The 24,397-nt window shown below is 63.9% G+C and carries 21 protein-coding genes, 3 pseudogenes and 1 riboswitch; of the genes and pseudogenes, 17 read left to right on the forward strand and 7 right to left on the reverse strand.

Annotated elements, in window-relative coordinates; translation table 11 throughout:
- Positions 1 to 75: 75 nt before the first annotated feature.
- The 6 genes and pseudogenes from VEI45_RS09460 to VEI45_RS09485 all read left to right on the forward strand — a co-directional run.
- Positions 76 to 207: pseudogene (locus VEI45_RS09460) on the forward strand (hypothetical protein); the annotation flags it as partial.
- Between the two features lie 184 nt (positions 208 to 391).
- Complete coding sequence (gene purT, locus VEI45_RS09465) at positions 392 to 1,570, forward strand: formate-dependent phosphoribosylglycinamide formyltransferase (protein ID WP_414687438.1); 1,179 nt, start codon at positions 392 to 394, stop codon at positions 1,568 to 1,570.
- Between the two features lie 175 nt (positions 1,571 to 1,745).
- Positions 1,746 to 1,857, forward strand: a riboswitch (SAM riboswitch).
- 114 nt (positions 1,858 to 1,971) lie between these two features.
- Complete coding sequence (locus VEI45_RS09470) at positions 1,972 to 2,406, forward strand: rhodanese-like domain-containing protein (protein WP_324852454.1); 435 nt, start codon at positions 1,972 to 1,974, stop codon at positions 2,404 to 2,406.
- Complete coding sequence (locus VEI45_RS09475) at positions 2,403 to 3,623, forward strand: O-succinylhomoserine sulfhydrylase (RefSeq protein ID WP_324852456.1); 1,221 nt, start codon at positions 2,403 to 2,405, stop codon at positions 3,621 to 3,623. Before VEI45_RS09470 ends, VEI45_RS09475 begins: the two co-directional genes overlap by 4 nt.
- 437 nt (positions 3,624 to 4,060) lie before the next feature.
- On the forward strand, positions 4,061 to 5,530 hold the full coding sequence (locus tag VEI45_RS09480) for a hypothetical protein (RefSeq protein WP_324852458.1): 1,470 nt from the start codon (positions 4,061 to 4,063) through the stop codon (positions 5,528 to 5,530).
- Between the two features lie 183 nt (positions 5,531 to 5,713).
- Positions 5,714 to 6,868 (forward strand): 1,4-beta-xylanase, encoded by a 1,155-nt coding sequence (locus VEI45_RS09485; protein ID WP_324852460.1) that lies wholly within the window; start codon positions 5,714 to 5,716, stop codon positions 6,866 to 6,868.
- Between the two features lie 94 nt (positions 6,869 to 6,962).
- On the opposite strand, the gene VEI45_RS09490 is transcribed toward VEI45_RS09485, so the two are convergent.
- Both VEI45_RS09490 and VEI45_RS09495 read right to left on the reverse strand, forming a co-directional pair.
- Positions 6,963 to 7,820: an SDR family oxidoreductase gene (locus VEI45_RS09490; protein WP_324852462.1), complete on the reverse strand. Its 858-nt coding sequence runs from the start codon at positions 7,818 to 7,820 to the stop codon at positions 6,963 to 6,965.
- 55 nt (positions 7,821 to 7,875) lie between these two features.
- The gene (locus tag VEI45_RS09495; protein ID WP_324852464.1) at positions 7,876 to 10,800 is read right to left on the reverse strand and encodes an ornithine decarboxylase; all 2,925 of its coding nucleotides are present in this window, start codon (positions 10,798 to 10,800) and stop codon (positions 7,876 to 7,878) included.
- Positions 10,801 to 11,065: 265 nt separating this feature from the next.
- Here VEI45_RS09495 and VEI45_RS09500 point away from each other — a divergent pair, with 265 nt between their 5' ends.
- The 3 genes from VEI45_RS09500 to VEI45_RS09510 all read left to right on the forward strand — a co-directional run bounded on the left by VEI45_RS09500 (position 11,066) and on the right by VEI45_RS09510 (position 13,865).
- A complete protein-coding gene (locus VEI45_RS09500; RefSeq protein WP_324852467.1) occupies positions 11,066 to 11,686 on the forward strand; it encodes an HNH endonuclease signature motif containing protein in 621 nt (206 codons plus the stop codon).
- 212 nt (positions 11,687 to 11,898) lie between these two features.
- Entirely contained in the window at positions 11,899 to 12,639 is a 741-nt protein-coding gene (locus tag VEI45_RS09505; RefSeq protein ID WP_324852469.1) for a hypothetical protein, read from the forward strand.
- A gap of 311 nt (positions 12,640 to 12,950) precedes the next feature.
- The gene (locus VEI45_RS09510) at positions 12,951 to 13,865 is read left to right on the forward strand and encodes a hypothetical protein (RefSeq protein WP_324852471.1); all 915 of its coding nucleotides are present in this window, start codon (positions 12,951 to 12,953) and stop codon (positions 13,863 to 13,865) included.
- Positions 13,866 to 14,031: 166 nt separating this feature from the next.
- On the opposite strand, the gene VEI45_RS09515 is transcribed toward VEI45_RS09510, so the two are convergent.
- The 4 genes and pseudogenes from VEI45_RS09515 to VEI45_RS09530 form a co-directional block, all read right to left on the reverse strand.
- On the reverse strand, positions 14,032 to 15,180 hold the full coding sequence (locus tag VEI45_RS09515) for an acyl-CoA dehydrogenase family protein (protein ID WP_324852473.1): 1,149 nt from the start codon (positions 15,178 to 15,180) through the stop codon (positions 14,032 to 14,034).
- 12 nt (positions 15,181 to 15,192) lie between these two features.
- Positions 15,193 to 16,362, reverse strand: a complete 1,170-nt coding sequence (locus tag VEI45_RS09520) for an acyl-CoA dehydrogenase family protein (RefSeq protein WP_324852475.1) — start codon at positions 16,360 to 16,362, stop codon at positions 15,193 to 15,195.
- Positions 16,359 to 16,531 (reverse strand): annotated as a pseudogene (locus tag VEI45_RS09525) (SDR family oxidoreductase); the annotation flags it as partial. The gene VEI45_RS09520 and the pseudogene VEI45_RS09525, both read right to left, overlap by 4 nt.
- A gap of 31 nt (positions 16,532 to 16,562) precedes the next feature.
- On the reverse strand, positions 16,563 to 17,645 hold the full coding sequence (locus VEI45_RS09530) for an LLM class flavin-dependent oxidoreductase (protein WP_324852477.1): 1,083 nt from the start codon (positions 17,643 to 17,645) through the stop codon (positions 16,563 to 16,565).
- Between the two features lie 240 nt (positions 17,646 to 17,885).
- On the opposite strand from VEI45_RS09530, the gene VEI45_RS09535 reads away from it, so the two are divergent.
- The 8 genes and pseudogenes from VEI45_RS09535 (at position 17,886) to VEI45_RS09570 (ending at position 23,627) form a co-directional block, all read left to right on the forward strand.
- Positions 17,886 to 18,674, forward strand: coding sequence for a TauD/TfdA dioxygenase family protein (locus VEI45_RS09535; RefSeq protein WP_324852479.1), 789 nt, complete (start codon positions 17,886 to 17,888; stop codon positions 18,672 to 18,674).
- A gap of 33 nt (positions 18,675 to 18,707) precedes the next feature.
- Complete coding sequence (locus tag VEI45_RS09540) at positions 18,708 to 19,073, forward strand: DUF3054 domain-containing protein (protein WP_324852507.1); 366 nt, start codon at positions 18,708 to 18,710, stop codon at positions 19,071 to 19,073.
- Between the two features lie 85 nt (positions 19,074 to 19,158).
- Positions 19,159 to 19,257: pseudogene (locus VEI45_RS09545) on the forward strand (SAM-dependent methyltransferase); the annotation flags it as partial.
- A gap of 68 nt (positions 19,258 to 19,325) precedes the next feature.
- Positions 19,326 to 19,511 (forward strand): hypothetical protein, encoded by a 186-nt coding sequence (locus tag VEI45_RS09550; protein WP_324852481.1) that lies wholly within the window; start codon positions 19,326 to 19,328, stop codon positions 19,509 to 19,511.
- A gap of 42 nt (positions 19,512 to 19,553) precedes the next feature.
- Positions 19,554 to 20,060, forward strand: coding sequence for a GNAT family N-acetyltransferase (locus VEI45_RS09555; RefSeq protein WP_414687437.1), 507 nt, complete (start codon positions 19,554 to 19,556; stop codon positions 20,058 to 20,060).
- Positions 20,057 to 21,160 (forward strand): LLM class flavin-dependent oxidoreductase, encoded by a 1,104-nt coding sequence (locus tag VEI45_RS09560; protein WP_324852483.1) that lies wholly within the window; start codon positions 20,057 to 20,059, stop codon positions 21,158 to 21,160. Before VEI45_RS09555 ends, VEI45_RS09560 begins: the two co-directional genes overlap by 4 nt.
- Positions 21,157 to 22,287 carry an LLM class flavin-dependent oxidoreductase gene (locus VEI45_RS09565; RefSeq protein WP_324852485.1) on the forward strand — a complete coding sequence of 377 codons (1,131 nt, stop codon included), beginning with the start codon at positions 21,157 to 21,159 and terminating at the stop codon, positions 22,285 to 22,287. Before VEI45_RS09560 ends, VEI45_RS09565 begins: the two co-directional genes overlap by 4 nt.
- Positions 22,284 to 23,627, forward strand: coding sequence for an NtaA/DmoA family FMN-dependent monooxygenase (locus VEI45_RS09570; protein ID WP_324852487.1), 1,344 nt, complete (start codon positions 22,284 to 22,286; stop codon positions 23,625 to 23,627). Before VEI45_RS09565 ends, VEI45_RS09570 begins: the two co-directional genes overlap by 4 nt.
- On the opposite strand, the gene VEI45_RS09575 is transcribed toward VEI45_RS09570, so the two are convergent.
- On the reverse strand, positions 23,622 to 24,362 hold the full coding sequence (locus VEI45_RS09575) for an MBL fold metallo-hydrolase (protein WP_324852489.1): 741 nt from the start codon (positions 24,360 to 24,362) through the stop codon (positions 23,622 to 23,624). The two genes, VEI45_RS09570 and VEI45_RS09575, sit on opposite strands and share 6 nt — an antisense overlap.
- Positions 24,363 to 24,397: the final 35 nt, after the last annotated feature.

Consider the following 24,397-nt stretch of genomic DNA (forward strand, 5'->3'; position numbering starts at 1 on the left):
CGCGGTGTGCGCGGCGTCTTATACGCGATTGCGCTGATGTTTGCGGCTCGCGGCTGACAGATGATGCTGGTTAGCATGAGCGAGATCGAGCGACGTGCGGATGCGCCGCCGTTGAACTGGAGCGATCTGGGCTTGAGCGAGTTGCTGCCGACGGGCACGGTGACGTTGCTTTTGGCCGACGTCGAGGGCTCGACGCGGCTGTGGGAAGAGTGAGGTCTCCAGTTCGGCCGCATCCGCCGTTCGTCGCTGTTGCGGTCAGCGCACCTATCCTTGAACAGCGTGCAGCACGGTGACTGTGGGAGAAGGTGAGCCGGTGGCTGAGGGCGTGACGCACGACGAGTCAACCCAGGGATGGCATCCCGAGCGTGGCGAGGCCCACCGGACCAAGGTGATGTTGCTGGGGTCCGGAGAGTTCAGCCGTGAGCTGGCGATCGCCTTTCAGCGGCTCGGCGCTGAGGTGATCGCGGTCGAGCGGTATGCCGATGCGCCTGCACACGGGGTCGCCGACCGGGCACTGGTGGTCAACATGGCCGACACCGATGAGTTGGGCGCGGTGATCAAGCGGCTTCAGCCAAATTTCGTGGTGACGGCATCCGACGTGGTTGCCGGCGATGCGTTGACGGCCGCGGCCGAAATCGGCCACGTCGAGGTCTTTCCCACCGCCCGCTGCGCTCGGCTCACCGCCGACCGGGAAGGACTGCGCCGGCTGGCCGCCGATGAGCTCGGTCTGCCTACCGCCCCGTTCTGGTTCGCGGGATCGCTCGACGAGCTTCGCGCGGTGGCCGACCACGCCGGCTACCCGCTGCGGGTGCAACCGGTGGCCACTGTGACCTCCGCGGCCAGCGCGGGGCAGTCGGTGGTGCTGGGACCCGCTGACCTCGAGTCGGCGTGGCGACGTGCGGTGTCGGCCGGTGGTCGGCGGGCCCACAACCGGGTGTTGGTCGAGACCCTCGTCGAGGTCGACTTTCACGTCACCCTGCTCACGGTGCGCAGCGTTGGAGCGACTGGGCCGACGATCGAATTCTGCGCCCCGATCGGGCATGGCGAGGCCATCGGTGACGTGCAGGAATCGTGGCAGCCGCAAGACTTGAGCGCGGCTGCGCTGGACGCCGCCAAGTCGATTGCCGCCCGTATCGTCAAGGCGCTGGGCGGGCGCGGCGTGTTCGGGGTGGAGCTGATGGTCCGCGGCGACGAGGTGTACTTCAGCGACGTCACCGCCCGGCCCTTTGAGAGCGGCCTGGTCACGTTGCGCACCCAGCGGTTGTCGGAATTCGAATTGCAAGCGCGGGCGATCATGGGCTTGCCGACCGACGCCATCATGATTTCGCCGGGTGCCGCGGAGGTGATCTACGCCGGCCTTGATGGAGCCGGCGCCGCGGCGCAGCGCCCAAACGCCGCCGGTCTGCTGGCCTATGCGCTGCGGGCACCGGAGAGCGACGTGCGGGTGTTCGGTCGCCATGAGTCCGAAGCGCGCCGCCCGTTGGGCGTGGCCATCGTCACCGCCTCGGACGTCAGCACCGCGCGTCGCCGCGCCCGGGAGGTGTCGGCAGCGCTGCGCAGGCTCTGGTAGTCGCTGGCGAAGTCGGTGTCAGCCCTGCCCACCAGCGGCGCTCCCAGCCAGATCGACCGCTTGAACTATGCGGCGTCGAGACCGCCGGCATTTCCCTCCTCTGTGGGGCCGCACGGTGGCCGGAAATGCCTGGCCGGTCGGCGCCTCGTAGCTCAGCCGTTGTAGATTGAACTTGCTTCATGAGATGCCGTCGCCAAGCTCCGACTGGATGGCACGCCAACCCCACGCTCGTGGGTGGCTCGGATGACGAAGCGGCCGGCACCAACCGGTGACGACAAGAGCGCCTCCCGCAGTGGAGGCCCGACCTTTCGGGAGTACTGCAATGCCTCTCGCGAGTCCCCAAGCGTTTAGGCGCGGATATTGTGGCCTACAACGCTGACAAAGGACGAGGTAAAACACCGATGAGTACAGCGCAAACGCGCCCCTACGCAGGAGATATCACGCCGGAGCAGGCTTGGAAGCTGCTCGGTGAGGACCCCGAGGCCGTGCTGGTCGACGTGCGCACCGACGCCGAATGGCGTTTCGTCGGTGTGCCCGATTTGTCCAGCCTGGGCCGCGACGCCGTCTACATCGAGTGGAACAGCATCGACGGCACCCGCAATGACAATTTCGTGGCCGATCTGGCAGAACAACTACCGGCCGCCACAGGGGACCGGCCGGTGATCTTCTTGTGTCGCTCGGGCAACCGCTCCATCGGCGCAGCCGAGGCTGCCACCGAGGCGGGTATCGCGCCCTCTTACAACGTGCTGGACGGTTTCGAAGGACATCTCGACGCCGACGGCCACCGCGGCGGAGTGGGGTGGCGCGCGGTCGGGTTGCCCTGGAAGCAAACATGACTGACCAGCATTCGGTACGTACGCCGGAGCCGCTGCCCGACGGCGTCAGCCAAGCCACCATCGGAGTGCGCGGCGGCATCTTGCGATCGCAGTTCGAAGAAACCGCCGAAGCGATGTATCTGGCGTCCGGCTACGTCTACGACTCCGCTGCCGCTGCGGAGCAGGCGTTCGCCGGCGAGATCGACCGCTACGTCTACTCCCGCTACGGCAACCCGACGGTCAGCATGTTCGAGGAACGATTGCGGTTGATCGAGGGCGCGCCGGCGGCGTTCGCCACTGCCAGCGGGATGGCGGCGGTTTTCACCTCGCTGGGCGCGCTGCTGGGCGCCGGCGATCGGCTGGTTGCCGCGCGCAGCCTGTTCGGCTCGTGTTTCGTTGTGTGCAATGAGATCTTGCCGCGCTGGGGCATTGAGACCGTCTTTGTCGACGGCGACGACCTATCCCAGTGGGAGAAGGCGCTTTCCGTGCCGACCCAGGCGGTGTTCTTCGAGACGCCGTCGAATCCGATGCAGTCGCTGGTCGACATCGTCGCGGTCACCGAGCTCTCCCATACCGCCGGGGCAAAAGTCGTGCTGGACAACGTCTTTGCAACTCCATTGTTGCAGCAGGGGTTTCCGCTCGGCGTCGACGTGGTGGTCTACTCGGGCACCAAACACATTGATGGGCAAGGCCGTGTGCTGGGTGGGGCGATCCTCGGGGACAAGGAGTACATCGACGGCCCGGTGCAGAAACTGATGCGGCATACCGGGCCGGCAATGAGTGCGTTCAACGCCTGGGTAATGCTCAAAGGCCTTGAGACACTGGCGATTCGGGTCGATTACCAGAATGCTTCGGCGCAGCGGATCGCCGAGTACCTGGAGGGGCACCCGGCCGTGAGGTGGGTGCGTTACCCATTTCTGACGTCACACCCGCAGTACGACCTGGCCAAGCGACAGATGTCCGGCGGCGGCACCGTCGTCACCTTTGAACTCGACGTCCCCGACAGCGCGGCCAAGCAACGGGCCTTCGAGGTCCTGGACAAGCTGCAGTTGATCAACATTTCCAACAATCTGGGTGATTCGAAATCCCTTGTCACCCATCCGGCGACGACCACCCACCGGGCGATGGGACCGGAGGGCCGCGCTGCTATCGGCCTGGGCGATGGCGTGGTTCGAATTTCGGTTGGCCTGGAAGGCACCGACGACCTGATCGCCGACCTCGATCAGGCGTTAAGCTGAAACTAGCAGCATTCTCACAGCATTTTAATCTGGTCGGTTACTCCTGTTTCGGTTATTAGTGCTGCGCGTTATCACGTTATTTACCTTCCTGTTTCCATCTTTTTCCGGCGGGTTTGGTCTCTAAGAACCTCTGGTGCGATGGTCAAAGTGCTCGGTACCGGAGTTAAGGCGTTTATGGCAACATAAGGCGCCGATACCGCTGCCGGCTGAACTAACACGCCTGATTGCGCTGCGCCAGATATGGAGAGACCAGAGTGATTTCGTGCATTCGCCGCCCGCGGACGTCGCCTCATCCGTTGACTCGCAATTTTTTCGATTGGACCGTTGTTGTCGACGGACGCGAAGTTGCCTGGCAGAGCTATGCTGGTCCACTGCGACTCGATGAGACAGACATCGCCATAGCTAGCCGCAAATTGCTATCGATCGAACCTTGCGACTTGCTCGAGATGGTGGATGAGCATGTCGAGTTCTCGTCACCGAACGGTAAGCAATCGCGTTTGATCGTGCATTCAACGACACCGTTTGCGCGGGGTTTCGAGACAGACCTCACGGCGATGGTTGAGGGGCGGCCGGTCTCGGACCTGACGACTTATGTAGAAACTCGCGGTCTATATCTCGCGCGCAGTGGCGATCTCGTCGTCGGACGAACTCGCCCATGGCGTCGCGCGGTTGCCCAAGAAGGGGTCCGGCGCTTGACGCTGCCGGATACCGACTACTACTACATGTCTCACGCGTTGCTGCGGCGGGCGGTCGATGCCGGCGATCGCGATCCCGTGATAGCTCAGATGATCGAGTTTCTGCGCAAACGACCTTCGACTGTGGTGTCTCCGTACGACTTCGAACCCGAGTTCCAGATATTTGTCATCTGGTTGGCCCAGGCTGCCGGTCTTCAGCGAATTCGCGTGGACGCCAACAACTCTCGTCTTGGATCCTGGAACGGCAAACGCATGCTGCATCCGACGGTCGAGTCTGCGCTCCGCCTGAACGGCGAGGTGTCCAACCAACCGGCCCAGCTCATCTTGGACCAGGAACATCGTGCGAGCGAGGCGTTTCAAGCACTGCGGACGGCAGTTCCGGTGATCCCGGGCTATACGGTTCCGTGGCAAGAGAAAAGCTGCGACTTCAGTCGTGATCTTCTGCGTGCGAGCACCCTTTTAAAGGAACGCTACGGCCTATCGCATGGCTGCCTGAAACCATCCGACGGCGGAAATGGCGGCCGCATCGTCGCCGACATCGACCTCGATGACACTCGTCGGCTGGAAGAGCTCGCGACGAGGGCGTGGAATTTAGGCGGCGATCAAGTGCTCGAGGCCCACGTTAATTACTTCGAGCGGCACGTGGGCGGCGAGCAAGTTCTGACCACGCCGTCAGCCCACGTACGGTCCAGCGAGTTGTTGGACGGACTCACCCTTCAGTTCATGCGTGGCACAGCGTGGAAGGGCAACATCTTTGTGGGCGCTGCAGATTGGGAGGCCCTCGGACTGGAAAAGACCCTGTACACCAAGCTGCGAGGGGCGATGAGCGACCTGACTCGGCGGCTGGGCTTGCTTCATTGCGGCGTCGACTTCGCGATCGGCACCTTAGGCGGAAAGTTCGGCGATGCCGCCGTCGCCGCCGTCCAGGACATCAATCCCAAAGTCACGGGTGCCTTGTTTTTGCGCGAGTTCATGACGCGCTACCCCGCCGTCGCTGGCGGGGCTGCGACCCGCGTTCTCGTTCCGGAGGCTACGGGGAGTGCGGAGAAGATCCGATCGTTAGTGTCGAAATTCTCAACGGCGGAGCAGCCTTGCGAGGAGATCGCCGTCGTGCCCGGGCGTTGGGCGATGATCGCCACGTCTGGACAAACTTCCGTACGCGCCGGTGCTCAAGCCCTAACCCTGGAGCGGATGCTTGCCGCTGCCGGATGACGGCCAACCCAAATAACCCCCCAACTTCAAATCGTAGCAGCGCGCCGTTGGCACCTGATGGCAACACGCCGAGGGTCCGTGAATGCCGCTTGGTGACGACGAGATAACAATTCCCACAACAAAGTAGCGCGACGCGCCAGACGAATACCGGGAACGGCGCCTTGGGCAACTTATCGTCATTTTGTGTACCGCCGTACGGTTCTGAAGCTACCGCTGCTGGTAGCAGCGGGCACGGCTCTGGCCCAATCACCTCGTGCCGCTGCGGAGCCGCCCCGCACCTCTGGCGAACCCAGTCGGTGGTCACCTGACCGCGCCAACCGTTGGTATCAAGCGCAGGGTTGGCCCGTCGGCGCGAACTTCATCACCTCCAACGCCATCAACCAGCTCGAGATGTTTCAGCCCGGCACCTACGATCCCCGGCGCGTCGATACCGAACTGGGCTGGGCCCGGTTCCACGGGCTCAACACAGTGCGGGTCTTCCTGCATGATCAGCTGTGGGCCCAGGATTCCCGTGGCTTCCAAACGCGCCTCGCGCAGTTTGTCGGCATCGCGGCGCGCCATCGCATCAAGCCACTGTTTGTGTTGTTCGACTCCTGCTGGGACCCGTTGCCCAGACTCGGTCGCCAGCACCCACCAACTCCCGGGGTACACAACTCCGGATGGGTGCAGAGCCCCGGCGCGGAACGCATCGGCGACCCTCGCTACACCCGCACGCTGCAGGACTACGTCACCGGTGTGCTGACTCAATTCCGCAATGATGACCGGGTTTTGGGTTGGGACCTTTGGAATGAGCCCGACAATCCGGCGAACCAGTACAGCAACGTCGAGCGGTCCGACAAGTTGGAACGCGTCGTAGAGCTGCTTCCGCAAGTGTTCGCGTGGGCACGTTCCGTCGATCCCCACCAACCGCTGACCAGTGGTGTGTGGGACGGTGAGTGGGCAGATCCCGCAAGCCGCAGCACAATCGCCGGCATCCAACTGGCCAACTCAGACGTGATCACATTTCACTGCTACGCCGAACCGGCGGACTTCGAGTCCCGGATCGCTGAGCTTACCCCGCAAAGTCGGCCGATCCTGTGCACCGAGTACATGGCTCGGCCGATGGGCAGCACTGTCGAAGGAATTCTGCCAATTGCGAAGCGGCACAACGTTGGTGCAATCAACTGGGGCCTGGTCGCTGGGAAAACCCAGACTTACTTTCCTTGGGACTCATGGGATCACCCGTACGCTGCGATTCCGCAAGTATGGTTCCACGATCTGCTGCGACCGGACGGAACGGCCTTTCAGGGCGATGAATCTCAGACAATCAGAATGCTGAGTTCCTCGACGACCGGCTAGTGCTGATACACCTCATGCCGGTGCTGTAATTGGTGTCGCCAGGTGGATCTGGGCCGGTCTTGGCGTGATGATGTACGCACCGCGCGGGCGATAATCAATCCTTGTGCTCGACGACGCCCGTCGCGTGCTGCGCACGGTCTTCGTATGCCCGGCGGGCGGTGGCGTCGAAATTGAGGAAGACCGTGTCGTTGCCCATCTTCTTGTTGAGCCAGCGGCGGCCCCGGTCCGACAACAGCTGCGCCAGGATGGCGATGAACCTGCCATTGCCGGGGACCGACACTTGGGTCTTCGGCTTGTCGAGCACCTTGACGATCGCCGCGGCGATGTCCGCGGGCTCGACCGGCTTCTGCGCGCCCGACGGTGACGTGCCCGAGATCAGTTCGGTGTTGGTGAACGTCGGCAGCACGGCGCTGACCTTGACGCCGTGCTCCGCGAACTCATCCGCCATCCCGGTCGACAGGCCTACCACCGCGAATTTGGTTCCAGCGTAAACGATTTGACCAGGCACCGCTACCATGCCGGCCAGCGACGCGATATTGATGATGTGCCCGCTGCGGCGCTTCACCATCTCCGGTAGCACCAGTTGGCAGCCGGTCAGCACCCCGTAGAAATTGACCTCGATTGAGGAGCGGATCGCCTGCGCGGATTGCTCGAGGAATGGGCCGACCGGCATAACGCCGGCGTTGTTGATCAGCACGTCAATGTGCCCGCCCCCATCGGCGCGGGCCTTGTCGAGGAAGGCTGCGAATGATTCGCGGTCGGTGACGTCCAGCGGATGGCCCGACACCGAGCCAAGGCTGCTCATGCCGCCGACCGCTCGCTCGAGCACGTCGACGTCCCGGTCGCCAATGACCACTCGCGCACCGCGCGCTAGCAGCGCTTTCGCCGTCGCATGCCCGATGCCACGGGCAGCACCAGTGATGACGATGGTCTTACCCCTGATGTTGTCCATGTCGACGGACTTTACAGGTGTCAAGTCTGGCGGAGAACCGTGCCCGCGGCCGGCGTTAGGAGCCCGTGTCGGCTTGCACCGCGTCGCCAGGATGCTGTTGGCCGAGCAGCTCGTCCTCACCGACCTCGGGCAGGTTGCTATCGCGACCGTTCCCACCGCGCTTGGCCGGCTTTTTCTTCGCTGCTTTATGCGGCGCCGGCTCAGGGGTAGACGCTGCGGCGCCGTGCCCGTTGGACGGTACCCCAACCGATGCGCCGACTGTCTCGATCGCCTTCTCCGTATACACGCGATAGCCGAAGTTCGGTACGTAACCGTGGATCTCTTTTGTGTCCAGATCGCGCATGAACTGCAAGATTTCGCGGCTGAACACCTGACCGGGCACCAAGACCGGGAAGCCCGGAGGATAGGGCGTCACGTAGGTCGCGGACACGATGTCGACTCCCGCGTCCAACTTTTCGTCAATCTGCTCGCCGGTGAGGTATTCGCAGGTGGTGTCGTCGTAGGAGAGGTAGAACGCGCGACGGACATCGCCTTCGGGCGTCGGCTCGCTTCCGCTGTGGTCCATAAACGCGGGATGGAAGCCGCTGAAATCGGGCAGGGGCAGAGGCATTTTGGTCAGCCGGTATACCGCCTGCTCGAAGTGTTCGCGCTCACCCAGACTCATCTCGGAGATATCTTGGTCGAGTTCATTGGCGACGTTGACCAACACTTCGACCAGGAACGCGACCGAGCTCCGCGTGGTACCGATATTCGTCATGAACAACACGCTGTTGCGCGACGTCTTGTTGATCTGAATGCCGTAACGGTCCATCAGCTGTTCGCGTTTGAACGTATCGCCGTCATAACCGGTACGCCCGATGGACAAGGTGATTCGCGACGGGTCAAGCACGAACTCGTCGTGATCCCAGGCGGCCATCATGTTGCGCAACCCCGAGCGCAGCGGTTGGTCGATGGCCGTGGGGCGGAACCGCTCAGGGATCAGATGAGCAGTGCCAAGGCAATTCATGTACTTGCTGAGCAAGGGATGGTTGTCGATCGCGTCGCGCAGTTGCATCGCGTTTTCGATTTGCCGCTGCACCAATTCGGCGCCTTCCAACGCCACCTGTCTACGACCGAGGTCCAACGACGCCAGTATCTGGTAGTTGGGCGAGGTCGAGGTGTGTGCCATATAGGACTCGTGGAATGGCTCGGCCACCTTCTGGTCGAAGTCCTGATCGAAGACATGAATCATCGATCCCTGCCGCAGTGCAGTCAGCGTCTTGTGGGTCGACTGACTGGCATAGACCCGTACCCGTGCCCTTGCCGGGTCGGCCATCAGGCGACGGTCCCGCAGGTCATCGTCGCCGGGCTTATCGGCGGCCTGGTCAGCCAGGTACTTCTCGTAGCGTTGTTTGTAGTCGGGGTCCTGCAGCCGCTCGCGCAGCGCCTTCGCTGACGCCATCGCGGTGCGGGTCCGATACACCGGGTGGAAGCGGGCGAAGGCAAACCATGCCTCGTCCCACAAGAACACCAGATCGGGCTTGATCGCGAGGCACTCTTCCATCACACGCTGGACGTCGTAGACGATCCCGTCGAAGGTGCAGTTCGTCAGGGACATCATCTTGACGCGGTCGAGCTTGCCTGCGCGCTTCAGCGCCAACAATTTCGACTTGATCTCGCGCAGCGGCACCGCGCCGTACATCGAGTAGTCGTTCAGCGGATAGGCTTCCAAATAAACGACATTCGCGCCGGCCATCATCATCCCGTAGTGATGCGACTGGTGGCAGTTGCGGTCCAGCAGCACGATGTCGCCGGGCGCCACTAACGCCTGGGTGACGATTTTGTTAGCCGTCGACGTTCCGTTGGTGACGAAGTACGTGTGCCGCGAGCCGTAGGTTTCCGCCGCGAGCTGCTGGCATTCACGCAGCGGACCGGTGGGCTCCAACAGTGAGTCAAGACCGCCGCACGTCGCCGAGGTCTCGGCCATGAACACTTCCAGGCCGTAAAAGCCGACCATGTCTTGGATCCAGTGCGAGTTGACGATCGACTTGCCCTGCGAAATCGGCAGGGCGTGAAAGACACCTGTGGGCCGGTGACTGTACTGCTTGAGCGCGCTGAAGAACGGGGTGCGGTAGCGCCCCGCGACTCCCTGCAGAATCGACAGGTGAAGCTCGAGCATGCCTTCCCGAGCGTGAAACACCCTGCGGAAGTACTGACCCAGGCGCCCGGCGATGTCCTCCACCTCGATCTCGGTCATCAGGTAGAGGTCGAGTTCGGGTCGCAACTTCGCGATGGATGTAGCCAGGATCTGCGCGCGTTCTTCGGGGGAAAGGTGATCGGCCAAGTCGTGCGAAACCCCGGTATCGACGAACTGCGACAGGCTCGAGAGGTCCCGGGTTGATTGATGCGAAAAGCGCCGCCGGATCACCACCGCCTGCAAGTTGACGTTGAGCCGCGCCGCGATGAGAGCCTCGTCGCCGCTGGCCACCACGACAAGTTCGTAGACGAATTCGTCGTCCGGGCGTCGCCATTTCCGTACCTCGTTGCGCAGCGCCCGTTCCTGGGCCTCGGTCATCTTCTCGACGACCAGCACCTCGAAATAGGGGCGGTCGCGTTCTGCGGCCGGCTGATGCTCGAGCTGACGCGGATCGGACGGAAACATGTCCAGCTCGTCGGCACCGGCGTTTTCCACGTCTCCTGAGCGGTACGACTCCGTGGTCAGCGCCCGGTTGATTTGGGCTACCGCTTGCGCGAACTTGTCGTAACTGCCGGTGGCAAATAGTCGTTGAAGTCGTGCGAATTGCGGCGAACCCGGGTAGGCCCAATAAGGCTCCAACGTGCTCAGGCGCGCCAGCAACTCCTTGCAGGTGCTCACGCATTTTTCTTTCAACGCGCCCGCGGTGTCCGGGCGCGTCAGCCGATCGGCGGTTTCCTCCAAACGGCACCATGAGTCGCTGCGGACCTGCCACAGACTGTTGTATGCACGCAAGTGTTCTGTCATGGCTGCCCTTTCGTCGAAATCAAGGTTCGCAGATCCAGTCCGCCCGTTGGTGACCAAACGACAAACAATGCGCATCCGTCGAGTGCTGACCGCGTCGGCGAAGGCCCGCCGCGGCGCAGCTCTATCAGCGGCGATTGGCTGAGCAAGACGCCGAGATTGTCGAAGTCGTCGACTACTGGATCCAGAAGTTGGAGCCGCCCGCGGTGCGGGTGGCGCGGGAACCGAAGATGGTCGCTACATCAGCGTCTCGCCGCTGCATTGCGGGATGGCCGAGATCTGGGGTGACGTTCGGGCACCTGATGGCGTGGCTTTCGACCGGTGCCTGGACCAGCTGGCGGCCACGGTGTGCCCGGCCGATCCCCGCACCAAAGCGCAGCGCCGCGCCGACGCCCTGTCCGCGCTGGCAGCGCGGGCCACCGCGATGCCGTGCGGCTGCGGTTCGCCGGATTGCCCGGTGGCCAAGCAGGACGCCACCGTCGGAGATGTCGTCATCCATGTATTGGCCGATGCCGCCACAGTGCGCGGCGACTCGACAGCTCCGGGTTATGTGCCCGGCTTCGGCGGCTTATCGGCGGAGGCGGTGCAGCAGTCGGCCAAGTCGGCGAAACTGAGGCCGGTGATCCAACCCAAGGCTTCTGCGCCCGAGCCGCGGTATCGGCCGTCAGCGGCGTTGGCTGATTTCACTCGCTGCCGTGACCTAACGTGCCGGTTTCCTGGTTGCGATTGCCCTGCGGAGTATGCCGATATCGATCACACTGTGCCGTGGCCGATGAGACCGAACGCATCCGTCAAACCTGAAGCTGCTCTGCAGGGTTCACTACGTAGTGAAAAACGTAGTGAAAACCTTGGGCCGACAAACTGCTGCCCGACCAGGCGGGACGAGTAAAGTCAAGCAGCGAACCGCTCGGCGGTTGGCCGGTGTGTGTTACGTACGCGACTTCGGAGGCGGCCGTGGATCAACGGCTCGGGAGCCTGGGCGCCCACACCGATCAAGAGTGGACACAGCCGAGCGGCTCGGCCAGTGGGGAGGACATCCTCCGTGACGTTGTTCGGGTCGCCTCTGACTCGCTAGGCGAACGGTTGATTGCCGCGTATGCCATGGGCAGCCTGGCTCACGGTGGCTTCAGCCCATTGGTGAGCGACGTTGATGTCGGTTTGATCCTCACTGACCCGATTCAGGAGTCTGACGATGACTCGGTAGTTGGCGTTGCCGAGAACGTGCGCTCCATCGGATCGCCATTACACGGGCGGGTATCCGTATTCTGGGGCACAGCAGAGTCTTTCGCTGGTCGCGCCACTGGTGGCCGGTTTCCTCCGCTTGATCGCCTGTGCCTGCTCGAGCATGGGCGACTACTTAAGGGAAATGACGTACGCAGTGGCCTAACGGCGCCCAACCACACAGAGCTCCTCATCACGGGCGCACGATTTGCACTCGAGGTGCTCGCCGATGACGTGGTGGCCTGCGCACATCAACCTGACCGATTCGTCGAGGGCGGCATCCGCTGGACAACGAAGCTCGCGTTGTTCCCGGCCCGTTTTCTCTTTACTGCCGAGACAGCCCGGGAGGGAACCAACGAGGCTGCAGTTCAGTACTATTCGGAGCTGAGCGAAGCGCCCGGTACCGCGCTTGTCCGCGCCGCATTCGACTGGCGGACAAACCCTCCATCTGCCGAACACGCGCTCGCAATGCTGACTGATGACTTCGTCCCGTTGTACGTGTTCTACCTAACCGACCACATCCGCCGCCTCGAGTCCATCGGTGAGTCGGAACTGGCGGGTGCTTTCAGCGACTGGCGATCGCGGCTTCTTGCCGAGAAGAGCGACGCGCCAACCAAGTGATAGACAGATGCGGGCCTTGTGAGCCCAGGCGACAAGAATCGCGGGCACACCCACCAGCGCGAGCGGTCGGCAGCGGCGGCTGAAGTGTACTTTCTCAAATCGCTAACATCACCTACTGAAAACGTTCTACAGCGGACCCAACGGTTGGCGGGATCGTCAAGAGCCTGACGGCACGGTAACTCATCCAAGAACGTGCCCCCATGTGCCGCCTGAGCGGGCAGAATCCCCGGCACGCCGACAGGACGATGATCCATCGGCTCCGGTGGCCCACGATTTACGCTGATGGACTAAGTCAAGGGCAGGTGGTCACGGTGGACCCGTTCGATCCGTTCGATTTTTTCGATGACTGCATCGACGGCTTCGCCGAGTGGCAGGTACCGAACATGACTAGCCACGGCCCGCGTCCGACTCCCATCACGCTTGCCGTATACCGTGACTTACGCCTAAGCATGGTGGTAGTACTGGTGCTGCTCGCTGGGGCGATATTCATCGAAAGGTCATCGGCAACCGGCTGGCAACGGGAGCTCAGTGCTTACTTTTACACCTCCGCGCACAGCATCTTCATCGCCGCGCTCCTGGCACTCGGCACGCTACTCATGGTCTTTAAGGGTCGCACCTACACCGAGGATAAATTGTTGACTCTGGCCGGGGTCTGCGCGTTGATCGTCGCGGTGGTGCCCATGGGTCCCTGGATCAAACCCCCGCCATTGGGGCGAGTTGATCTACGGTCCGAATACAATGTCGACGACGTCATTCGGCCCAATGCCTGGGCGGTCGTCATCGCACTGGTTGTGGGCCTGGCGCTGGCGCTGTTGCGAAACCGCCTCACCGAACCCCCTTGGCCAAGAAGCCGGGAGGGAAAAGTATCGCGGTACATTTTCTGGCTGATTATGGCGGTCGGCCTAATTGCCTTCATCTGCTTTCGGGACACGTTCAAGGCGCAGGCGAATCATGTACACGGCGCAGCAGGGACACTGATGCTCTTGGCCTTCATCGCCACCACGTTCTGCACCGCATGCGGGTGGGACGACGTGTCGAAGCCACCGCGTCCGCGCGGTTACCAGCGCATCTACCGAGGAATTGCCGCGGTGATGCTGGTGACGTTAATTTCTGTTGTCATCCTGCATCTCGTAAACCATTGGGTCCTTGTGATCGAAGTGGCGCTGATCCTCGAGTTCGCCGCATACTGGGCAGTTCAAACGAAAGAGCTGTGGAATACACCCTGACCGGAGGGGGCGAAGTGGTCGTACGCCCGAGATTGAACAGGCAGCAGGTCCGTGATGCTGGTCAGTACTTCGTTGCCGCCGAGATCAGCCGCCGTGGAATCAACGAGGCGGCGCCGGCAGCTGGTGCAGGCGGCGCGGACGGCCTCTTCCACGGCCATGATGTGCGCTAGATGCCGAGATCCTTGGCGACGATGGTCTTCATGATCTCGGTGGTTCCGCCGTAGATCGTCTGGATGCGGGCGTCGACGAACGCCCTTGATACCGCGTACTCCCGCATATAGCCGTAGCCGCCGTGCAACTGCAGGCAGCGGTCGGCGGTGCGCACCTGGAGTTCGGTGGTCCACCATTTCAGTCTGGCCGCCCTGGCCGCGGTGAGCTGACCGGTCAAGTGCTCGGCGATGCAGTCGTCGAGATACGTTCGCGCGACGTCGATTTCGGTGGCTAGTTCGGCGAGCACGAACTGGGTATTCTGCAAGCCGGAGATCGGGGCGCCGAAGGCGCTGCGCTGCTTGACGTAGTCGAGGGTTTCGGCCAGCACCCCCTCGGCGGCAGCCACCGCGCCCACCGCCAGCGAAAGCCGTTCCTGCGGAAGGTTGTTCATCAGCTGATAGAAGCCCCTGCCTTCCTCCTGCAACAGGTTTTCGACGGGGACCCGCATGTCGGTGAAGCTCAACTCGCTGGTGTCCTGCGCGTGCAGGCCGATCTTCTCCAGATTTCGGCCGCGGGAAAAACCCGGCGTCTTCGGATCGACGACCAGCAGCGACAGCCCTTTGTGGCGGTCGGGTGCGGTGCGTACCGCGATGACGAACAGGTCTCCGGTCTGCCCGTTGGAGATGAAAGTCTTCGCGCCGTTGACGACGTAATGCTCGCCGTCGCGCAGTGCGGTGGTGCGGATGCCGGCCAGGTCGCTGCCGGCGCCCGGTTCGGTCATCGCGATGCCGATGATCGTCTCGCCGGTCACCACGCCCGGTAACCAGCGTTGTTTCTGTTCGGTTGTCGTCAGGTCGGTGAGGTAGGGCAGCACGATGTCGTTCTGCAGCGAGATGGCGACAGCCTCGGCCGCCGCACCGGCGCGCTGCAGTTCTTCGACGACGATTGCGTTGTAGCGAAAGTCGTCGACACCAGGGCCACCGAACTCCTCGGGCACCGAAAATGCCAGCAGCCCAAGCTTTCCCGATTCGATGAACAGAGAGCGGTCCAGGCAGCCGGCTTTCTCCCAGCGTTCGTGGGCCGGGACGACAGTCTGCTGCACGAAATCGTGGACCATTTCCCGGAACTGATGATGTTCGGATGTGTATTCCAGGCGTGCGCTCATTGGATACTCCTGTCAGCGGAAGGCGTCCATGCCGGTGATCGCCTGGCCAAGGATCAGCTGATGCATTTCCGGGGTGCCCTCGTAGGTCAGTACCGACTCCAGGTTGACCATATGCCGGATCACCGGATACTCCAGCGATATCCCGTTGCCGCCCAGTATGGTTCGTGCGGTCCGACAAATCTCGATCGCTTCCCGGGTGTTGTTGAGCTTGCCGAAGCTGACCTGCTCGGGTCGTAGGCCGACGCTGTCCTTGAGCCGGCCGAGCTGCAGCGCGAGCAGCAGGCCTTTGTGCAGTTCGACGGCCATGTCGACGAGCTTGGCTTGAGTCAACTGGAATCCGGCGATCGGGCGGCCGAACTGGGTGCGTTGGGTAGCGTAGTCCAGCGCCGCCTGCCACGCCGAGCGCGCGGCGCCCATCGAACCCCAGATGATCCCGTAACGTGCTTCCGACAGACATGACAGCGGGCCTTTGAGGCCCTTGGCCTCTGGCAGCAGGGCGTCGTCAGGCAGCCGTACGTCGTCGAGCACCAGCTCGCTGGTGATCGACGCCCGCAGTGAGAGCTTGTGGTGGATGGTATTGGCGGAAAAGCCCGGCGTATCGGTGGGCACGATGAATCCATGGATCCCGTCGTCGGTGCCCGCCCACACGATCGCGACATCGGCGACTGATCCGTTGGTGATCCACATCTTGCGGCCATTGAGGATCCAATCCGATCCGTCACGTCGTGCCCGGGTTGTCATCGACGCCGGGTCCGATCCGGCGTCGGGTTCGGTCAGCCCGAAGCAGCCGAGCAGTTCGCCGGCCGCCATGCCGGGCAGCCACTGTTGTTTTTGCTCTTCGGAGCCGAATCTCCAGACCGCGAACATCGCCAGCGACCCCTGCACCGACACCATCGACCGGATACCGGAGTCGGCGGCTTCCAGTTCGGTACACGCCAGGCCGTAGTGCACGGCCGAGGCCCCGCCGCAGCCGTAACCCTCCAAATGCATGCCGAGCAGCCCGAGCTGGCCAAAATGCTTGGCAAGATCGCGGACCGGAAGGTCACCGATTTCAAACCACTCCGCGACCTGCGGGACGACATTCTCGGCGCAGAACTGTCGGACCGTGTCGCGCACTGCGATCTCATCGCTTGACAGCGACGCGTCCAGGCCGAGCGGGTCGTGCGGGTTGAAGCTAGTCATCCGGCCATCGTAAGTCCGCCACTGACCCCGATCATCTGGCCGGTGCCCGAACGACGCCGCATCTGGAGGCGAAGAACAGCACCGGCGCGGCGACTTCTTCGGGCCGGGCCAGCCGCCGAAACGGAATCGCTTTGACCAGAGCCTCTTTGAGTTTCTCGGGCTGGGCGAAATGCGGCCCTCGATCATCCTGGGCAGGAAGGCTACGTCACGGGCGGCGCCCCGACTGCTGCGGGAGCCAATTGTGAAATGAGCGGTCGACTCGGAATGCGCTCGCGAAGAGCGGGCGCGACATCAGACTGAAAGAGTTCAAAGCTGCCACGTTGCTGGTCGGCCGTCACGCCGTCGGCATCGGCGCCGAGGTGGATCACTTCGTGCCCGAGTTGATCGTGGTAGCGCCCCACTTTGTCGATCAGCTGCTCGGGACTACCTACCAGCGCGGAGCTTCGCTCGACGAAGTCTTCGATCGACTCGAAGGCCACCGGAATCCCGGCGCGGCGCGCGAAGGCCAAGCGTGCCTCGAACATCGGCCGATACGTGGCCACCGCTTCCTGAGACGTCCGAGTGACGTAGAACCCGGCGGTTCCCGCACCGACCAGGGCGTCTTCGGGGCGGTGGCCGTAGAACTCCCACCGCTCCCGGTAATGACGAACCAGCTCGGCGTACGGCCCGATCGGGTTGCTGACGTTCGCGGAGAAGATCGGGTCGCCGTGACGAGCGGCGAGGTCGACCGACTCCCTGCTGGTGGCACTGCCATGCCAAATCCGGATCCGGCTCTGCAGCGGCCGGGGAAGGGTCTTGGCATCGACGAGCGGGGGGCGGAACCGGCCAGACCACGTCACCCGCTCGTTCTTCCACAGCAGCCGAAACAGCTCGTAGCCCTCACGATTGCGATCCCATTGATCGGCGGTGGTTACATGGAATAACTCGGCCTGCGCAGCGCCGTTACCCTTACCGATGATCAATTCGAGCCGCCCACCGGACAGATTGTCGAGCGTCGAATAGTCTTCAAAGGCGCGCACCGGGTCGAGCAGACTCAGCGTCGTCACGCCGGTGAACAGCCCAATCTTCGAAGTGCGCGCAGCGATGCTGCTAAGCACAACCGGCGGGGATGACGAGATGAACGGATCCTCGTGACGCTCGCCCACCGCAAAGCCGTCGAAGCCCAACTCCTCGGCGAGCACCGCCCTATCGAGGACATCGTGCAGTCGCTCAGCCGGGCTCTTTTTCTCACCCGTAACGGGGTCCGGAACATGAGTGATCAGCGTTATCAGCAGAAATTTCATCGGGCGTCCTTAGCCGAGCCTCTCGAGCCGTGGATGTTTCGCGTTGATCTACACGAACCGAGTGACCCACTTCTTCATTCCCAAACTGCATTGTGGTCACAGTGCTGGCTTCGCGTCGGGCATGCGAAAACTCCATCTGCGCATCCGGATCCAAACCATTCCGCTCACTCGCGGCGAAACCTACGATGCCATGAATTCAGGCCTTCTCAACCCGTGTGCAGCCGAGGCTAGGGGACCCAGATGACCAGTACCCAGACCGCCCCATATGTTGTCGTGCCGGCCAGCCCAGTGCTTGGCGCTGAGATCGTTGGGGTCGATCTGGCGGATGGTGTCGACGACGTGACCGCCGAGGCGCTGCGGGAAGACTTCTGGCGGTACAAGATCCTGGTATTCCGCAATCAGCAGCTGTCTCCCGACGCCCATGTAGAAGCGGTGCGGATCTTCGACGAGCCGTTCGACCACCCGCTGTGGCTGCATCGCGATCAGCACAACCGTTTGGTGTACGTTTTCGACCTCGAGAAGGCGGGTGGTGCGTCGACCTGGCACGTGGGCGGCACATGGCGGAAGCCGCCCTTCAACATCGAGTCGCTGACCTATCAGGTGGTGCCCGAGCTGGGCGGCCGCACGCTGTGGGCCGACCTCCAGGCGGCGTACGACGGGCTTTCCGAGCCTTTCAAAGAGCTATTGGAGTCGGTGAGCGCCGAATACAGCGCCTACCCGGGTGACGGCACCTACAACCGCCCTCCGGTGACCGAGACAATCGAGCACCCAGTAGTGCGCGCACACCGCTACACCGGCCGCAAGGGCCTGTTCCTCAGTTCGTCAGCGATCCGACTGACCGGGATCGAACCGGCGGAGGGCCAGGCGCTTCTCCCGTTCTTACTCGCGCATGCCTCCTCACCCAATTATGTCGTCGGATTCGGTTGGAAGCCTGGTGATTTCGTCATCTGGGACAACCAGGCCACATGGCATTTCGCCGTGAACGACTACGACGGCCCGCGCGCCTACCGTAAGGTGATCGGCGGCTAACGTTCAGGTCCCCAGGTAACCTCCGCTGGCATGATGCGTCCGCGGCGAGCTCTGGGGTGGCTGGGCGTCGATGTCGCCTGTGTGCTGGTGTTCTGTGCCGTGGGGCGGCGCAGTCATGACGAGGGGCTGGGCGTCGCGGGCATCGCAACGACGGCATGGCCGTTTCTGGCCGGGACCGCCGTGGGGTGGCTGGCCGCTCGGGCCTGGCGACGCCCGACGGCCGTAGCGCCCACCGGGGTCGTGGTGTGGGTGTGCACCGTCGCGGTCGGGATGCTGCTGCGCAAGGCCACCTCCGCCGGTGTGGCTGCCAGTTTCGTGCTGGTGGCGTCAACGGTGACCGCGCTGTTGCTGCTCGGCTGGCGGGCGGCGCTGCTTTTGAGTGCGCGTAAGCCTAACTAGGCGCCGCGTTGACCGCGGCTTTCGGCGGACCGGAGGATGGTGATTCGCCCTGGCCGGTGCGGCGCGGCGTAGGGTCGGCGTGACTATGGCGCGAACAGATGACGACACCTGGGGTCCGGCTACCAGCGTGGGAACTACTGCGACGCTGGTCGCGACGGCCAGGGCCTTGGCAACCAGAGCCGGAGCTGGCCGTTTTCGAGCCAGGAGCACGCCCTGGCTGAGCGCTGGCGACCGTATGGTTTCGACGGCGATTTGACCGAGCTCACTTACCTCGACGAGGAACACGACGCCGCCGAATCCCTGGCGGCGCTTGGCTGGAAAACCTTCATGACGGACCTCGCGGACCTGTTCACCGCGACCGGATTACCAGGACTGCGTCGTCAGGATCTCGGCGGAGCGCCCATCGCCGGAGGGTACGTCAGCGCGACGTTGACGTAGCAGGGCCGGAATGCGGCCGATAACGAGACGTTGGACATTGACGTGATACCCCGACCCAGCCCGTCAACCGCGGCGGCGCAACTACGTTTCTTGGCGGTCGGGCCGGACGACCCGTTGGCGCAGCCGCTGTTAGCCGAACTGGCGGTCGAATACTCCCAGCGTTACGGCGGCGCCCCGGAGGCGCACCTGAGCTGGCTGCCGGTTCCGTCCGACAAGCTTGCTGCCCCGGACGGTGGCTTGTTGATCGGACTGCTGGATGGTGTTCCGGTCACCGGCGGCGCGTTCTCGCGGTTCGATGCCGACACCGTGGAGTTCAAACGGATCTGGACGGACAGCGGCCATCGTCGCCGGGGCTACGCCAAGGCGCTGCTGGCCGAATTGGAGGCCACCGCGGCCACGAGGGGTTATCGGCGGGTGTACCTCATCACCGGTGACCGCCAACCGGAGGCAGAGGCGCTGTATCGCACCAACGGGTACAGCGAGATCGATGCGCCAGCGGTTTCATGGGGGCCCTTTCGTCCGATCGCCTTCGCCAAGGGCCTGCCATGACCGATCGGTTGCATCTGGGCGTGGCGCTCGACGGCTACGGCTGGCATCCGCACGCCTGGCGCACCACACTGACCGCCGATCCCGCGACGGAATCAGTGCTCAGCGGGCGGTACTGGGCCGACCTGGCGACCACTGCCGAGCGTGGCCTGCTGGATTTCGTGACCATTGATGACACCCTGATGCCGCAACCCGGCCGCCGCGAGGAAATCTCTCCAAGGCGGCTGGCAGGCCGCGCCGACGCCGTCCTGATGGCGGCGCGCGTCGCCCCGGTCACCCGGCACATCGGGCTGATCCCGGTGGCCACTGTCACCCACACCGAGCCGTTCCACGTTTCCAAGGCCATCGCGACATTGGACTACATATCGCACGGGCGGGCCGGTTGGCAACCCCGGGTGAGTGCAACCCCACACGAGGCGGCATTGTTCGGTCGGCGCAACGGATCACAGTCCCCCGACGGACTCTTCGACGAGGCCGCCGACGCCGTCGAGGTGGTACGCCGGCTGTGGGACAGCTGGGAGGACGACGCGGTGATCCGCGACGTGCGCACCGGGCGCTACATCGACCGGAACAAACTGCACTACATCGACTTCCGCGGGGAGTACTTTTCGGTCAAGGGGCCATCGATCACCCCGCGTCCACCCCAGGGCCAGCCGGTGGTGGCCGCTCTGGCCCACGCGTCGCGAATCTACGAATTCGCCTCTGCCAGCAGCGATCTGGTATTCATCACGCCCACCGATGATGCTGCGGTACGCTCCATCATTGACGAAGTGCACAGTGCTGGAGGTGCCCATCTGAAAATCTTCGCGGACGTGGTGGTGACTTTCGGCGGTGACGCCGAATTCGGTTCTGACGCTCTCATTTTCACCGGCAGCGCAAAGGATGTGGTCGATCTGCTACTGGATTGGCAGCGGCTGGGCATCGACGGTGCCCGGCTGCGGCCCGCCGTCAACGCCGCCGATCTTCCGGTGATCGTCGACGAGGTTGTGCCATTGCTGCAGCGCGCCGGGCGATTTCGCGCCGACTACGGGCAGAATGAGACGTTGCGCCAACGGCTCGACCTGCCCGCCGCGCCCAACCGCTACACGGCGGGGGCGCCGTGACAGCCCCGTGCACCGTCCCGCTCTCGATTCTGGACCTGGCGCCGATCAGTGCGGGAGGCGACGCAGCAACCGCCCTGCACAACACCATCGAGTTGGCCCAGCACGCCGAACAGTGGGGGTATCGCCGATTCTGGATCGCCGAGCACCATTTCGTCGGTGTCGCCAGCTCGGCGCCGGCCGTGCTGATCGGGCAAATTGCGGCCGCTACCAACACGATTCGGGTGGGCTCGGCCGCGGTCCAGCTCAGTCACACCACGGCCGCCGCCGTGGTCGAGAGTTTCGGGATGCTGGAAGCGTTCTATCCGGGCCGCATCGACCTTGGCGTGGGCCGAGGGCAACGACGCGACACCGGGTTCAAGCCGAAGCAGCCATCGGCCAAAACCCACCCGCCGCGACAGTGGCGCGAAGTCGACGGCGTGGTAATCCCGCTCCCGTTCGACCTGCGCGGGCTGCTCGACACGGAGCGGGTGCAGGCGACCATGGGGATCCTGCAACAGCCTGAGGCCGTGGCGCCCGAGTTCGCCGAGCAACTCGGCGACATCATCGCGATGCTGGATGGTACCTACCAGGTCGAGGGTTTCGACGTGCACGCGGTGCCGGGGGAGCGATCCGGACTGACACCGTGGGTCTTCGGCAGCACCAGGGGGCAAAGCTCCAGGGTGGCCGGTGCGCGCGGGCTGCCGTTCGTGGCGAGCTATCACATCACGCCGGCGACCGCGCTGGAGGCCATCGACACATACCGGGATTCCTTCGTCCCGTCGGCCACGCTGCAGCGGCCCTACGTCGTGGTGTCTGCCGACATCGTCGTTGCCGACGACAGCGCCAGTGCGCGGCGGCTGGCGGCCGGCTACGGGCATTGGGTCTATTCCATCCGAACCGGGGTCGGCGCCGTGCCCTACCCGGCTCCCGAGGATTGCCGTCCGCTCGCCGACGAACAGCTGCCGGTGGTCAAAGACAGACTGGAAACGCAATTCGTCGGTGACCCGGATGAAGTCGCCGAGCGGCTGTCAGCACTGCAACGACTGACCGCCGCGGACGAACTGGTGGTCACGTCGGTGACACACCGCCACGAAGACCGACTGCGCTCACACCAGCTGATCGCACAGCGGTGGGGGCTGCGCCCATGAACACACGTGAAGATAAGCACCGCAAGCCTATTCACCTGGCTGCTCACTTTCCGGGGGTCAACAACACCACCGTGTGGACCGATCCCGCTGCGGGCAGCCAGATTGAGTTCGACTCGTTCGCGCACTTGGCCCGCACCGCCGAGCGTGGACTGTTTGACTTCTTTTTTCTGGCCGAGGGGCTGCGGCTGCGCGAGCATCGGGGCCGGATCTACGACCTGGACGTGGTGGGACGACCGGACACCTTCACCGTGCTGGCGGCGCTGGCCGCCGTCACCGACCGGCTGGGCCTGACTGGAACCATCAACACCACCTTCAACGAACCCTTCGAAGTAGCAAGGCAATTCGCCACATTAGACCACCTGTCCGATGGTCGCGCCGGCTGGAACATCGTCACCTCGTCGGACGCCTTCACCGGCGAGAACTTCCGGCGCGGTGGCTTCTTGGACCATGCCGATCGTTACCGCCGCGCCGAGGAGTTCCTCACCGTGGCAAGCGAATTCTGGGACAGCTGGGCGGCCGACGCGGTGGTGGCCGATATCGACGCCGGAACCTACATCGATCCCACCCGCGTCGGCACCGTCGAACATCACGGAGCCCAGTTCGACGTCCGCGGAGTGGCGACGCTGCCGGCTGGGCCGCAGGGCCGTCCGGTGCTGTTGCAGGCCGGCGACTCCGACGACGGCCGGGCGTTCGGTGCCCGGCACGCCGACGCGCTGTTCACCCTGCACGGATCACTAGAGGACGGTCAGCGCTATTACGCCGACGTGAAAGGCCGTGCGGCCACGTATGGACGAAACCCTGACCAGCTCAAGGTCTTTCCGGCAGCGACGTTTGTGCTCGGTGATACCGCGGGGGAGGCTGCCGAGCAGGCGGTACACATTCGGCACCAGCAGGTCAGCGGCGCCACGGCGATCGCCATGCTCGAGCAGGTGTGGGGCCGTGATCTTTCCGACTACGACCCGGACGGGCCGCTGCCCGATGTCGATCCGACCGGCGACACCGGCATCACCCAGGGCCGCGTGCGGCACGGCGACCCGGTCGCGGTGGCCCGTAGGTTCCGCGAACGCGCCGAAGCCGAGAACCTGTCGATCCGTGAACTGGTCATCGCCGTGACCAGCCGACAGCAGTTCGTCGGCACGGCCGCCCACATCGCCGACGAGATCGACCGATACGTGCAGGCCGACGCCTGCGACGGATTCATCCTGGTGCCGCACCTGACCCCGCATGGTCTGGACGACTTCGTCGACCAGGTCGTGCCGCTACTGCAGGAGCGTGGCGCCTTCCGCACCGAATACGGCGGCCACACCCTGCGCGAGCATCTTGGGCTGACGAAGCTATAGCGCCAAAGCGGTCGCCTCATCGGTGGCCGCGCGGATCGGGCCCCGCCACAGGTCGCCATGACCGGGCACCAAAACCTCGGTATCCAGCAGTGCCAGCGCCGCCAGGCTGCGGACGCAGCCGTCCTGATCGTGGCTGAACACCGCCGGCAGGAGTTGCGGCCCGCGGCGCGCCAGCAGTGGGTGCCCGGTAACCAGCGCGTCGCCGCTGGCCAATATGCCGTCGACCAGATACGAACAGTGACCGCCGGTGTGACCGGGAGTGGGGATGACCATCGGGTGGCCGGGCAACTCCGCCGCCACTTCGGCGGTCAGCGGCTGCGCGGTCGGGATGCCCTCGCGGATCAGCCCACCGTTCCGCACGACGTGGGTGGCCCACAGCGCCCACCGGGGCCGCCAGATGCGCAGCGCGACGTCAAGCGGCGAGGCCTGCTCGAGATACTCCCGCTTGGTGTGGCCGACCTCGTCGGGATGGCAATACACCGGGGTGTCGTGGGTCTTGGCGAACCAGATCGCCGAGCCCATGTGGTCGATATGGGCGTGGGTGAGCAGGATCGCGCGCACGTCGCTGGCTTCGTATCCCAGCTGCCCTAACGAAGCCAGCACGTCATCGCGGTCACCCGGATATCCGGCGTCGATCAGAATGACCCCGCTGTCGTCGGTGACCAGCAGCCAGTTGACCGCCCCGCCCTGGGCGAGATGCACGGTCTCGGTGACCGCCTTCAGCACCGGTGCCATGTCCGAGAGTTTAGGTCCGCCGGATGCGCGGCGAC

Origin of the sequence: Mycobacterium sp. (assembly GCF_035623875.1) — a bacterium.
Classification (GTDB): domain Bacteria; phylum Actinomycetota; class Actinomycetes; order Mycobacteriales; family Mycobacteriaceae; genus Mycobacterium.

Excerpts from the sequence above, each read along its gene's own strand:
- purT (WP_414687438.1), top strand. The coding sequence starts at position 392 with ATGTTGCTGGGGTCCGGAGAGTTCAGCCGTGAGCTGGCGATCGCCTTT.
- VEI45_RS09470 (WP_324852454.1), top strand. The coding sequence starts at position 1,972 with ATGAGTACAGCGCAAACGCGCCCCTACGCAGGAGATATCACGCCGGAG.
- VEI45_RS09475 (WP_324852456.1), top strand. The coding sequence starts at position 2,403 with ATGACTGACCAGCATTCGGTACGTACGCCGGAGCCGCTGCCCGACGGC.
- VEI45_RS09490 (WP_324852462.1), bottom strand. The coding sequence starts at position 7,820 with ATGGACAACATCAGGGGTAAGACCATCGTCATCACTGGTGCTGCCCGT.
- VEI45_RS09495 (WP_324852464.1), bottom strand. The coding sequence starts at position 10,800 with ATGACAGAACACTTGCGTGCATACAACAGTCTGTGGCAGGTCCGCAGC.
- VEI45_RS09500 (WP_324852467.1), top strand. The coding sequence starts at position 11,066 with ATGGCCGAGATCTGGGGTGACGTTCGGGCACCTGATGGCGTGGCTTTC.
- VEI45_RS09505 (WP_324852469.1), top strand. The coding sequence starts at position 11,899 with ATGGGCAGCCTGGCTCACGGTGGCTTCAGCCCATTGGTGAGCGACGTT.
- VEI45_RS09515 (WP_324852473.1), bottom strand. The coding sequence starts at position 15,180 with ATGAGCGCACGCCTGGAATACACATCCGAACATCATCAGTTCCGGGAA.
- VEI45_RS09520 (WP_324852475.1), bottom strand. The coding sequence starts at position 16,362 with ATGACTAGCTTCAACCCGCACGACCCGCTCGGCCTGGACGCGTCGCTG.
- VEI45_RS09530 (WP_324852477.1), bottom strand. The coding sequence starts at position 17,645 with ATGAAATTTCTGCTGATAACGCTGATCACTCATGTTCCGGACCCCGTT.
- VEI45_RS09535 (WP_324852479.1), top strand. The coding sequence starts at position 17,886 with ATGACCAGTACCCAGACCGCCCCATATGTTGTCGTGCCGGCCAGCCCA.
- VEI45_RS09540 (WP_324852507.1), top strand. The coding sequence starts at position 18,708 with ATGCGTCCGCGGCGAGCTCTGGGGTGGCTGGGCGTCGATGTCGCCTGT.
- VEI45_RS09560 (WP_324852483.1), top strand. The coding sequence starts at position 20,057 with ATGACCGATCGGTTGCATCTGGGCGTGGCGCTCGACGGCTACGGCTGG.
- VEI45_RS09570 (WP_324852487.1), top strand. The coding sequence starts at position 22,284 with ATGAACACACGTGAAGATAAGCACCGCAAGCCTATTCACCTGGCTGCT.
- VEI45_RS09575 (WP_324852489.1), bottom strand. The coding sequence starts at position 24,362 with ATGGCACCGGTGCTGAAGGCGGTCACCGAGACCGTGCATCTCGCCCAG.